We start from the raw sequence: 12,244 nt of genomic DNA on the forward strand, positions 1-12,244 counted from the left end.
AAAGCGCTTTCCTATAGGTTCTTTTTCACATTGTAATGTAGGCTATGACATCACAAGATATTCAACAACATATTCAATCCGTTAAGCTCGCACTGCAGCGTTCACAGTTAACGCAAGCAAACGCCAGCATTCAGCAGTTATTGTCACAGCAACTCACCCAAGCACAACAGGTAGACGTTCTTTACTTAGCGGCTGTTACCAGCAGGTTAACTGGTCAACATCAAGAAGCGCGTTCTCACATAGATACTTTATTGTCTTTGAGACCAGACCATGGCCGAGCTTATCAAGAGTTAGCCTATAACTATGAAGCACTGAACCAATCTCAAGACGCGGCCACTGCATTTTTTAATGCTACCCACTTTAACCCTGCTTTGGTGAGTAGCTGGAAAAAACTATTGGTTATTTACCAACACCACAATGACAAAGCGGCACAGCAACTAGCCGAAAGCCAACTTGCATACTTACACAGTCTTCCTAGCCCAATTTTAGGGGCATACGACTTAATGTATGAAAAGCAACTCAGCACGGCAGAGCAGGTTTGTAGGCGGTTTTTATCCCAGCACAAACATCACCCAGAGGCCATGATGCTGCTTGCAGAAATTGGCGTTCAGCTGAAGGTTTATAGTGATGCGGAGTTTCTATTAGAAAGTTGCTGTGAACTTTACCCCGAAAACGAAAGGGCGGGAGCGGCCTACCAAGGTTTATTATCTAAATTGGGGAAATTTCCTAAAGCGGTAGAAGTGGCACGCAGGCGACTCGCCAATGCCCCTAACAATAATGCCATTAAAGGAAGCCTGGCCCATGCGTTAGTTGGCGTAGGTCAATTAGATGAAGCAATAGATATTTACCATAGCGTGTTAGAAGAAAACCCTGATCGCCCATCAATGTGGGTTTCCCTTGGTCACGCATTAAAAGCGAAAGGCGACACTAACGACGCCATTGTGGCTTATGAAACGGCGGCCAAACACAACAAGAGCTTTGGTGATGCTTATTGGAGCCTAGCTAACACGAAAACCTATACCTTTAGTGATGAAATGCTGGCGCAAATGGAGTTGCAGTTGCAAGCATCAAACACCCAGTTAGAGGATGCTATTCATCTTTGTTTTGCTTTGGGTAAAGGGTTTGAAGATAGGGCACAAGCAAGTAAGTCATTTGAGTATTACTGTCGAGGAAACAGCCTTAAAAAACGCACGTTACCTTTTGACATAGCACGCACCGAAGCGGCGCTAGAGGCGCAAGCAGAGGCCTGCGATGAAGCATTAATGAATGAATTTTCTGGCTGCGATGCTCCCGACCCCATATTTATTGTGGGCTTGCCTCGTGCGGGTTCTACCTTGTTAGAGCAGATATTGGCCTCACACTCTATGGTAGATGGCACCATGGAACTACATGATATTTTAAGTATTGCGTCGAGTTTAAGTAATAAAAAGAAGGCCTATCCATACAACCTTGCAGATTTAACAGACGAAGAATGTATCGCATTAGGCGAGCAATACTTGTCGCAAACCCAAGCTTATCGACAAAATGCGCCATTTTTCATTGATAAAATGCCAAATAACTTTGTGCATATAGGGCTTATAAAACGCATTCTTCCTAATGCGAAAATTATTGATGCTAGGCGAAACCCTATGGATTGCTGTTTCAGTGGCTTCAAGCAACTATTTGGTGAAGGTCAGGAATTTAGTTATTCGCTTACCGACATAGGGCGCTATTATCGTGCGTATGAAAAGCTAATGGATCATTGGCATGCAGTGCTGCCGGATTTCATTCTTACCGTACAGCATGAAGATGTGCTGCACGATTTAGAAGGGCAGGTACGTCACATTCTGGCGTTCTGCGGCTTACCGTTTGAACCCGAATGTTTGTCGTTCTATCAGACGAAAAGGGTCATTAAAACCCCAAGCTCTGAACAGGTGCGTCAGCCTATTTATAAAACCGGCATGCAACAATGGAAACCCTTTGAAGCTTACCTGGAGGATTTGAAAGCCATTGTAGGTGAATAACGCAATACGAAGGCTATTCACTTTCGAATAGCCTTCACTGCCTGTTTAGTATTTTCTACGTTTTAACCCTGTTTCTGCGAGAATTTTTGCAGAAATTTCCTCTATGGAGTATTTGGTACTATTGAGAAACGGGATTTTTTCCTTTCGATATAAGTTCTCTACCTCTCGAAGTTCCATTCTACATTGTTGAATGGACGCATACTTACTGTTAGCGCGGCGCTCAGAACGTATCTGGTGCAGCCTCTCTGCGGCAATGGTTAAACCAAAGAGTTTATGTTTGTAACGGCGAAGGGCTGGGGGGAGTTTTAGCATGTCTCCCATATCATCTTCAGTAAACGGGTAATTTGCGGCTTTGATGCCAAACTGCAGGGCCAAATACAGGCTAGTGGGGGTTTTACCCGACCGAGATACCCCGGTAAGAATAATATCGGCCTCATCATAATCTTTTAAATTACTACCATCGTCATTAGCAAGAGCGTAATTTACTGCTTCAATTCGAATATCGTAGGTGGTTTCATGAATGCTATGGGTGCGATGTTTTTCTGGTTTTGAGGGCACGCCAAGCACTTTTTCCAGTGGAGCAACGAATTGATCGAGAAAATTATAATTAATTCCCACAGATTTCGAGATAATCTTGCGCACATCTACATTCACAATTGTATAAAAAACGAGCGGGCGTTCTCCGGTATCTTGAAAACTTTCAGATATTTTCTCTAACACCTTTTGTGCGTGTTCCTCAGTTTCAACAAATGGAATGGTGTTGTGATTGAATTCTACAGGGAAGAGGGAAAGCAGGGCGTGGCCAAACACCTCGGCGGTGATGGCAGTACCATCAGAAATATAAAAAGCTGTGCGCACAACAATTCCTTAACAATGTCGTAATTTAATTACAAAAGTAATAAAAGTTTTACTTTATGATTTTTCTCATTCTAAGATGATTTTGTCGAAAAGCTACTGCGTTGTTATTTCTGTCGTAGGTAACCACATGGTTTTGGGCAGTTTACGCAGGCGCGTTCGGTAATATTTACGGTTGGTAAATACGAAAAAATTACTCTATTTCAGGCAATAAAACAGACAAGGTCTGAAATTAACCTCATACCCTACACAAAAAAGCTGGAGGCTTGGGCTGTGCAAGAATACGTACTTTGGTATCAAGAACTGGGAATACATGATGTAGGTCGCGTGGGCGGCAAAAATGCATCATTAGGTGAGATGATTTCAAACCTAGCGAACGCAGGTGTGCAGGTGCCAGGTGGCTTTGCAACGACCGCCGAGGCATTTAATGAGTTTTTAGAGCAAAGTGGGCTAGAAGCTAAAATCCACGACGTACTCGATTCTCTTGACGTTGATGACATAAACGCACTGACTGAGGCGGGTAATAATATTCGCCAGTGGATTATCGACACACCTTTTCAACCTCAACTAGAAGACGCTATAAAAGACGCCTTTGTTACCCTACAAGGCGATGCTGGCGACGAAGCATCATTTGCTGTTCGTTCATCAGCCACCGCGGAAGATATGCCTGATGCTTCATTTGCAGGGCAGCAAGAAACCTTTCTAAACGTAAAAGGTTACGAAGCGGTATTAGTGGCCATTAAGCATGTATTTGCGTCTTTGTTTAACGACCGCGCTATTTCGTACCGTGTCCACCAAGGCTACGACCATAAAGGGGTGGCGTTATCTGCGGGCATTCAACGTATGGTGCGCAGTGACATTGCCTCATCAGGGGTTATGTTCACCATCGACACTGAGTCGGGCTTTGAAGATGTAGTGTTCATCACCAGCTCTTATGGGTTAGGCGAAATGGTGGTACAGGGGGCGGTCAACCCGGATGAGTTTTATGTACACAAACCTACCCTTGATAAAGGGTTACCAGCCATTGTACGCCGCAACTTAGGCAGCAAGTTGGTGAAAATGGTGTACTCCGACGACCAAGCTCACGGCAAGCAAGTGTCTATTGTTGATATTGATGCCGCCGAAGGCAAAACATTCTCTTTAACCGACGATGAAGTTATGGAGCTAGCGAAGCAGGCTCAAATTATTGAAAAGCACTATGCACGCCCCATGGACATTGAATGGGCGAAAGATGGTGTCGACGGTAAGCTTTACATCGTTCAGGCACGTCCAGAAACCGTACGCAGCCGTGAAGACTCGCAAAGCATTGAACGCTTTCAGTTAAAAGGCCAAAGCAACGTGGTGGTAGAAGGCCGAGCCATTGGTCATAAAATTGGAGCGGGTGTTGCCAAGGTATTAGATTCCATTGAAGAAATGGACAAAATTCAGGTTGGCGATGTGCTGGTTACCGACATGACCGACCCTGATTGGGAGCCCATTATGAAAAAGGCTTCTGCCATCGTAACAAACCGTGGTGGACGTACTTGTCACGCGGCTATTATTGCCCGCGAACTTGGTATCCCTGCTGTTGTGGGTTGCGGTAACGCCACCGACAATATTAAAACTGGCGATAAAATTACCGTGTCATGCGCTGAAGGCGATACAGGGTACATCTACGGCGATGAGTTAGAGTTTGACGTTGTTACCTCGCGTATCGATGCCATGCCAGACTTACCGCTTAAAGTGATGATGAACGTAGGTAACCCCGATCGTGCATTCGATTTTGCACGCTTGCCTAGTGCTGGCGTGGGCTTAGCGCGTCTAGAGTTCATTATCAACCGAATGATAGGTGTGCACCCCAAAGCCTTGTTAAATTTCGACAGCCAGCCCGAAGAGCTGAAAGATGAAATTAACGACATGATTGCAGGGTATGCGTCGCCAACGGAATACTACATTGAAAAACTGGTTGAAGGTATTTCAACCATAGGCGCAGCTTTCGCCCCCGAAAAAGTCATTGTTCGTATGTCTGATTTTAAGTCTAACGAATATTTCAATTTGGTGGGCGGTTATCAGTATGAGCCTGATGAAGAAAACCCAATGCTGGGTTTCCGTGGTGCTAGCCGCTATATTTCGGAAGACTTCCGAGACTGCTTCGCTTTAGAATGTGAAGCTATTAAGCGGGTGCGAAACAACATGGGTCTAACCAATGTTGAGATAATGATCCCCTTCGTGAGAACGCTGGAAGAAGGGCGAAAAGTTATTGAGTTGCTAGAAGAGCAAGGGCTTAAGAAAGGGGACAAAGGGCTTCGTATCATCATGATGTGTGAGCTGCCGTCGAATGCGCTGTTAGCCGACCAATTCTTAGATATCTTCGATGGATTCTCTATTGGCTCTAACGACTTAACGCAATTAACGCTGGGTTTAGACCGTGACAGTGGGCTAATAGCACATTTGTTTGATGAACGTGATGAAGCCGTTAAAGCCTTACTTTCGATGGCCATCCGAGCGGCAAAGAAACGCGGTAAATACGTGGGTATTTGTGGTCAAGGCCCATCGGATCACGAAGACTTTGCAGCCTGGTTAGTGGAAGAAGGTATCGACTCTGTGTCATTAAACCCCGATACGGTAGTAGAAACCTGGTTATATCTTGCTGAAAAGCATAATTAATTAACCTTAATGTCTAAAAAAACCGCGCTCGATACTCTATCGAGCGCGGTTTTTTATTATACGGGTTAAAGGACTAGGCCTTTAATTGATCGCCAATGGGCAACTGCCTAATGCGCTTGCCACAAGCCGCAAATATTGCGTTACACAAAGCAGGCGCGAAAACTGGCGTAGCAGGCTCGCCTACACCGGCAGGAGGCGCATCACTGTCAATCACTTCTACGTCTACCTCTAGCGGGGCGTCACTCATACGTGGCACTCGGTAGTTGTGGAAGTTACTTTGTTGTGCTCGACCATTGTCAAAGGTAATGCCGTCACTCAACGCCGCGGTTAAGCCAAATATTGACCCCCCTTGAACCTGATTTTTCACTGTGTCAGTGTTGACCACTGTGCCTGCATCAATGGCTGACCACGCCTTTATAATGTTAAGGTCGCCCTGTTCAGAAACTTCAACTTCCACCACGGTGGCAACATACGTTAAGAAGCTGCGGTGAGCAGCAATACCCAAACCTCGCCCTTTCGGTAGCGTACGTCCCCATTTAGCCATCGCGGACACTTTTTCAATAACATGGCGTAAACGGCCAATATCTAGGGGATAATCTGCCTTGTCGGCGCCGTAGTTATCGTATTCTGCGCCTTGTTCCGTCACATCCACAATACGGTCTGGTCCAATCGTTTTCAGCAAATAGTCTTTTTGATCCTCACCCGCCTTATGAGCGGCCTCAGCAATAAAAGACTGTATGGCAAACGCATGGAAAATATTAGATACCGAGCGCATCCAGCCAACCCGCACTTTGGCCTCTGCATTACCCACTTCCAATTTTAAGTTTGGCGTATTAATGGGGTTGTCGGTGAATCCAAGACGAAGTTCACCGCTCATGGGGGCGTTGGCGCCGGGTTGAAATAAACCGGCAATAGGTGAAAATGCCGTGCGATGTAGATAAGCATCAATGGCGCCATTTTCGTCTAATGTGGCTTCAATATGCTGCGCAGATACGGCGTGATAAAACCCATGTTGAATGTCATCTTCCCGTGTCCATTGCACACGAATGGCTTGGCCTGTTTTCATTGACAGATAAGCAGCTTCCGCAGAAAAGTCGGGTTTTGATTTACGGCCAAAACCACCGCCTAATAAGGTTACGTTCACAGTAACCTTATCTTGCTCAATGCCCAGCATGGCTGCCACCGTGCCCATGTCTGCCTGTGGATTTTGTGTGGCTGCCCATACTTCTACGGCACCGTTGCTAAAAAGAGCAGTGGCGCAGGGCGGCTCCATCGGCGCCTGAGCTAAATGGGGGACATAATAATCGGCCATCAGTTTATCATCGGCGTTGTTCAGCCGTGCTAATGCATTCCCCTTTTCTCTAACATGAGATTGTGGACTATTGACCGTGTCTAACAGTTGTTGTTTGAACGCGTCAGAATTGTAGCTGCCATTTGCACCATCATTCCATTCTACTTTGAGTGCTTTACGGCCTTGCCAAGCCGCCCAGGTGTTGTTGGCTATAACCGCTACACCGCCTTTGGGTTGAAATTGTAGAGCGCCCTTAGGCGCGGGAATTTCAACCACATCAATCACGCCTTTAATGGCTTTTGCCGCGGCACTGTCTACATTTTTAATGGTGCCGCCAACCACTGGTGGGCGTAAAATCACTGCCACCAGAGCACTAGGTGTACGTACATCGGCGGCAAAGGTTGCTTTACCCGTTACAATATCGTGCAAATCAATATGGGCCATACCCGTATTTATATAACGCCATTCACTTTTGTCCTTCAGAGGGATTTCTTCTGAGACTGGAGGCGTAAAGGTAAGCGCATCGGCAACAAGTTCTTTGTAACTCAGGGTTTTACCCGAGGTATGGGTAACCTTATGTTGCACTGCGGAACAAGTATCAGGCGCAACGCCCCATCTTGCTGCTGCCGCATGCTGCATCATATAGCGGACACTTGCGCCCATTTCTCTTAAGCGCTGCATGTTGTAGCGGATACTACGTGAGCCGTCAGTGTTTTGATCGCCGTACTTAGGGTCGCCCTTGCCTTGGATAACCTTTACCATGTTCCAATCGGCTTCCATCTCATCTGCCACAATTTGCGCAATGGCGGTACGAATTTGCTGGCCCATTTCAGAACGGTGGCACGTTACTTCAACCACACCATCAGGGCGCAGTGCAACAAAAAGGTTGGCTTGTCTGGTGTCATTGGCAGGCTGTGCCAATACGCCGGCTAATACCCGCGGCGCGGCGCCCATAAAGTAGGTGCCCATTACCAGTGCGCCAGCGGCGGCTGAGGTTTTCAAGAAGCGACGTCGATTCATATCGAAATACTGGCTCATGCTTCTTCTCCCAGGGTGTCAGGCGTGAAGTAATTCACCCCTGATTTACCCGATGTGCTCACTGTCATCGACTTTGCCGCCGATTTAATGGCTTTATGTATACGCGGGTAGGTACCACAACGGCAAATATTGCCCGACATATTTTGAACAATTTCTTCGTCACTGGGATTTGGGTTGCTGGATAATAAACTGGCTGCTTGCATCATCTGGCCACATTGACAGAAGCCGCACTGGGGCACTTTGTGTTCAACCCAAGCTTGCTGAACGGGATGATCGCCATCGGCACTTAGGCCTTCAATGGTGGTAATGGCTTTTCCTGCCACCGCAGAAAGAGGTAATACACAAGAACGCTGTGCCATGCCATCAATATGAACGGTACACGCACCGCATTGTGCCATGCCGCAGCCAAATTTAGGGCCAGTTAAATTAAGTTCGTCGCGTAAGTACCAAAGGACGGGCGTAGTGGGGTCGCCAGCAAATTCACGTGTTTCACCGTTAACGGTAAACGTTACCATGGTTGAGTCTCCATTTTTTGCCATTTTGCCGGACTAAGCCCGGGCTAAATGACGTATTTGCCTGTTCGAAATAAAGCGCCAGCCATGTTTTTTATTTTATGCAGCTGTAGCATTAGCCTAAAAGTTAGCATGAATTAGGGTAATGAACATGAAGTTAAGATTAATCTAGCGGCGCGTGCGATAAAGAGTGCACTATAAAAGGTGGAAAGTTGAGTCGTTTGCAGGAATAGGCAATAGATAAGCAGGATAAGACAACAGGATGAGTCACACGTTGTGACTGGCAGCACGCATCAACGGGGAAACGGCTGCCCATTATGAAGGGTTAAACCCTAACACTTTTTTCGACTAAGCTTACGCAATAAGAAGAAGCGGTCGAGCTTTTTCGCGCCAACCGACATGGTGCTTTGACTATACTTGAGCCAGCCTCGCGCTCGCGGCCAATCGTAACTTAGCAGCATTAACCCACTAATAACGAGTAAAATAGAACCGGGCAGTAGAGTGAGTACGATGCCAGCAATAAAAAGTAACCCACCTAGAGTAAGCCGAACAATCTTCATGCTTGTATCCCTTTCAATGATATCTGCAAATGCAGCATGTTATTAACATAAAGTGTGTAGTAAAAACCCGAAAAAGCCAATGAATAAAGTGTAAAAGAATGTATGGATTTGTCAGGCGCAGGTATCTCAAAGCGTCACTGCCAAATAGGTTGGTTGTTGGAAAGTGCTAAATAGGACTAGCTTATAGCAATAAACCCCATGAAAATTGTTTAATTGTATAGAGGGAAAATCACGGCTTGGTTATACTAAGCCATCTACGCATTTCCCAGAGGTTGTATTGCATTGAGTTTGCCACGAGTCGCGCCCCAGCAAAGTCTTTTAGAACACTATCAAGCGTACATAAACGCACTTTCCGCATCTTCGTTTAAAGGCGATATTGAATACAGTTACGCCAGTCGGCTGGCGGTCGCTACAGACAACTCGGTTTACCAGAAGCTTCCCCAGGCGGTAGTTTTTCCTACCTGTGTTGAAGACCTAAAGCTTATTGGCGAGTTGGTGAAAGCACATCCTCTGGTGCGTTTTTCTGCCCGCGGTGGCGGTACCGGCACAAACGGACAAAGTCTTACCGACGGTATTGTGGTAGATGTGTCTCGCCATATGAATAAAGTGCTAGAAATTAATGTTGAAGAACAATGGGTGAGGGTGCAAGCCGGGGTGGTCAAAGATGCCCTAAACGATGCATTACGCCCCCACGGCTTTTTCTTTTCTCCAGATTTATCTACGAGTAATCGCGCTACCGTTGGCGGAATGATAAATACTGACGCCTCTGGTCAAGGCTCTTTGGTGTACGGAAAAACCAGCGATCACGTGTTAGGGCTAACCTCGGTACTCGCCAATGGTGAAGTGCTCCACACGTCGCCAATGTCGGTCGATGAAGCCAAAGCCCGCGCCGAAAATACCGATGGTTATGGCCGTATTCTTTCTCAAGTGCTTGAAACTTGCGTGGGTAAGCGCCAAGCCATTGTGGAAAAATTCCCACGATTAAATCGCTTTTTAACGGGTTACGATTTAGAACACGCTTATGATGAGGCTAATGAGAGTATCGATGTTAGCCGTTTGATTGCGGGCTCGGAAGGCTCTTTAGCGATGGTAGCAGAGGCCAAGCTTTCCCTGACTCCAATTGCGACGCACAAAGCCTTAGTGAACATTAAATATGACTCTTTTGAATCGGCTTTACGTCATGCGCCTGCGATGGTGGCGGCCAACGCGACATCAGTAGAAACGGTAGATTCAAAGGTACTTAACCTAGCAAAGACAGACATTATTTGGCATTCCATTGCAGATCTCATCACTGATATTCCTAACAAAGACATGTTAGGCCTCAACATGGTGGAATATAACAGTAATGATGAAGGGGAGATAAAAGCCCGAATTGCAGAGTTGGAAGCCAGGCTAACCAAAGCCGCTGAAACAGGTGAAGGCGGCGTCATTGGTTATCAGGTGACGTTTAACAAAGTCGATATAGGTCGGATTTATGCTATGCGTAAAAAGGCAGTAGGGCTGTTAGGGAAAACCAAAGGTGCACAAAAGCCCATAGCCTTTGCCGAAGACACAGCGGTTCCCCCTGAAAACCTTGCCGACTTTATAATGGCATTTAGAGCGCTTCTTGATAGCCATGGCCTTCAATATGGGATGTTTGGCCATGTTGACGCGGGCGTATTGCATGTTCGCCCGGCACTCGATTTATGCGACGTTGAACAAGAAAAACTCATGCATCAAATTTCTGATGAAGTGGTAGCGTTAGTCGCGAAATACGGTGGCCTCATGTGGGGCGAGCACGGTAAAGGTTACCGAAGCGAATACGGGCCCGCTTTTTTCGGAGAGTCTTTGTTCACAGAACTGCGTAAAATTAAGACCGCGTTCGATCCGCTCAATAAAATGAACCCCGGTAAAATTTGTACGCCTTTAAATAGTCAGGATGAGCTGGTTAAAGTCAGTGACACCAAACGTGCTACGTTTGATAGAACTATTCCTGTGGCTTTTAAGCAGGCGTTCGCGCCGGCCATGGAGTGCAATGGTAACGGCCTGTGCTTCAATTACGACACCACATCACCCATGTGCCCGTCTAGCAAGGTAACTCGTGACCGTCGTCATAGCCCTAAGGGAAGGGCTGGGTTAATTAGAGAGTGGATCCGCTTATTGGGGAAAGAAGGTGTAGACACCCATGCCTTAAGTGCTGAGCAATTTGATACCTCGTTTTGGCAGCGATTCCAAAACAGCCGTAACAAACAGAATCAAGATGATTTCTCCCATGAAGTGCTAGATGCAATGAACGGTTGCTTGGCGTGTAAGTCGTGCTCCAGCCAATGCCCTGTGAAAGTAGATGTGCCTGAATTTAGGGCCACATTCTTGTCTATTTATTATCAAAGATATATGCGCCCGGCCAAGGATTATCTTGTTGCCAATATAGAGCGTATGGCACCGATGATGGCGAAAGTGCCCGGCCTGGTAAATGTGTTTTTGAAAGCACCTTGGATGCAACGCGCCATCGAGAAAACGGTGGGTTACGTTGATACACCCATATTGTCTCAACCGCCGTTAACCCAGCGGGTGGAAGCTAAGGTAACACAATATAACTATGATGCTTTACGTGGCCTAAGCGAAACGCAAAAGGCAAACACAGTATTGATAGTGCAAGACCCTTTTACCAGTTTTTATGATGCCAGCGTGGTGGAAGACTACGTGTCATTAGTAAGTACGCTAGGTTTTACCCCAGTGTTGCTACCCTTTAAGCCCAATGGTAAACCTGAACACGTCAAAGGCTTTTTGTCGCGCTTTGCAAAAACAGCAAAAAATACCGCTGAATTTCTAAACGAAGTGGCATCACTTAACATTCCCATGGTGGGCGTCGATGCCTCTTTAGTGCTGTGCTACCGTGATGAATATGTGAAAACCTTGGGCGAGGACCGTGGCGATTTTCATGTGCTTACCGTGAATGAATGGCTAGCCATGGTGCCAGACTCAACATTTGCTAATGTAAGCAAAGGCGCACAGCAGCCATTGGCTCTGCTAAGTCACTGTACTGAAAAAACGGCAATGCCAGCCTCAGAACAAGACTGGCAGGCTATTTTTGCTAAAGTAGGCCAGCCTATTGATATTGTGGCGGTAGGGTGTTGTGGTATGGCTGGTACATACGGCCATGAAGCCGAGCAAAAACAAAAGTCTTTAGCGATTTATGGTTTAAGTTGGGAACAAGCGCTTAAACAGTATCCGCAAGACGCCATTATGGCCACGGGCTATTCTTGTCGTAGTCAGGTTGCCAGAATAGAGCAGTTTAAGCCTCGTCATCCGCTACAGTGTTTACTTGCGGTATTACAACAATAAGCACACATCGGGGAT

The 12,244-nt window shown here is 46.5% G+C and carries 7 protein-coding genes; 3 read left to right on the forward strand and 4 right to left on the reverse strand.

Annotation, left to right across the window (positions count from 1 at the left end; all coding sequences use genetic code 11):
- Positions 1-44 precede the first annotated feature (44 nt).
- Entirely contained in the window at positions 45-2,003 is a 1,959-nt protein-coding gene (locus tag IUA53_RS08425) for a tetratricopeptide repeat-containing sulfotransferase family protein (RefSeq protein WP_196899168.1), read from the forward strand.
- A 45-nt stretch (positions 2,004-2,048) separates the two neighbouring features.
- On the opposite strand, the gene ppsR is transcribed toward IUA53_RS08425, so the two are convergent.
- Positions 2,049-2,861 (reverse strand): posphoenolpyruvate synthetase regulatory kinase/phosphorylase PpsR, encoded by an 813-nt coding sequence (gene ppsR, locus IUA53_RS08430; protein WP_044447183.1) that lies wholly within the window; start codon positions 2,859-2,861, stop codon positions 2,049-2,051.
- A 270-nt stretch (positions 2,862-3,131) separates the two neighbouring features.
- Between ppsR and ppsA the strand changes: the two genes are divergently transcribed.
- Positions 3,132-5,504, forward strand: a complete 2,373-nt coding sequence (gene ppsA / locus IUA53_RS08435) for a phosphoenolpyruvate synthase (protein ID WP_196899170.1) — start codon at positions 3,132-3,134, stop codon at positions 5,502-5,504.
- A 73-nt stretch (positions 5,505-5,577) separates the two neighbouring features.
- Here ppsA and IUA53_RS08440 read toward each other — a convergent pair whose 3' ends face one another.
- From IUA53_RS08440 to IUA53_RS08450, 3 genes are all read right to left on the reverse strand, one after another.
- Complete coding sequence (locus tag IUA53_RS08440; protein ID WP_196899172.1) at positions 5,578-7,833, reverse strand: xanthine dehydrogenase family protein molybdopterin-binding subunit; 2,256 nt, start codon at positions 7,831-7,833, stop codon at positions 5,578-5,580.
- Positions 7,830-8,348 carry a (2Fe-2S)-binding protein gene (locus IUA53_RS08445; RefSeq protein WP_044056956.1) on the reverse strand — a complete coding sequence of 173 codons (519 nt, stop codon included), beginning with the start codon at positions 8,346-8,348 and terminating at the stop codon, positions 7,830-7,832. Before IUA53_RS08445 ends, IUA53_RS08440 begins: the two co-directional genes overlap by 4 nt.
- Positions 8,349-8,677: 329 nt before the next feature.
- Positions 8,678-8,905 carry a PGPGW domain-containing protein gene (locus IUA53_RS08450; protein ID WP_044056957.1) on the reverse strand — a complete coding sequence of 76 codons (228 nt, stop codon included), beginning with the start codon at positions 8,903-8,905 and terminating at the stop codon, positions 8,678-8,680.
- Between the two features lie 282 nt (positions 8,906-9,187).
- On the opposite strand from IUA53_RS08450, the gene ydiJ reads away from it, so the two are divergent.
- Complete coding sequence (ydiJ, locus tag IUA53_RS08455) at positions 9,188-12,229, forward strand: D-2-hydroxyglutarate dehydrogenase YdiJ (protein ID WP_196899174.1); 3,042 nt, start codon at positions 9,188-9,190, stop codon at positions 12,227-12,229.
- The last annotated feature ends 15 nt before the right edge of the window (positions 12,230-12,244 follow it).

Source organism: Alteromonas sp. B31-7 (assembly GCF_015767655.1).
Taxonomy (GTDB): Bacteria; Pseudomonadota; Gammaproteobacteria; order Enterobacterales; family Alteromonadaceae; genus Alteromonas; species Alteromonas australica.

Coding starts and splice junctions, on each gene's coding strand:
- IUA53_RS08425 (WP_196899168.1), top strand. CDS start 45: ATGACATCACAAGATATTCAACAACATATTCAATCCGTTAAGCTCGCA.
- IUA53_RS08440 (WP_196899172.1), bottom strand. CDS start 7,833: ATGAGCCAGTATTTCGATATGAATCGACGTCGCTTCTTGAAAACCTCA.
- IUA53_RS08445 (WP_044056956.1), bottom strand. CDS start 8,348: ATGGTAACGTTTACCGTTAACGGTGAAACACGTGAATTTGCTGGCGAC.
- IUA53_RS08450 (WP_044056957.1), bottom strand. CDS start 8,905: ATGAAGATTGTTCGGCTTACTCTAGGTGGGTTACTTTTTATTGCTGGC.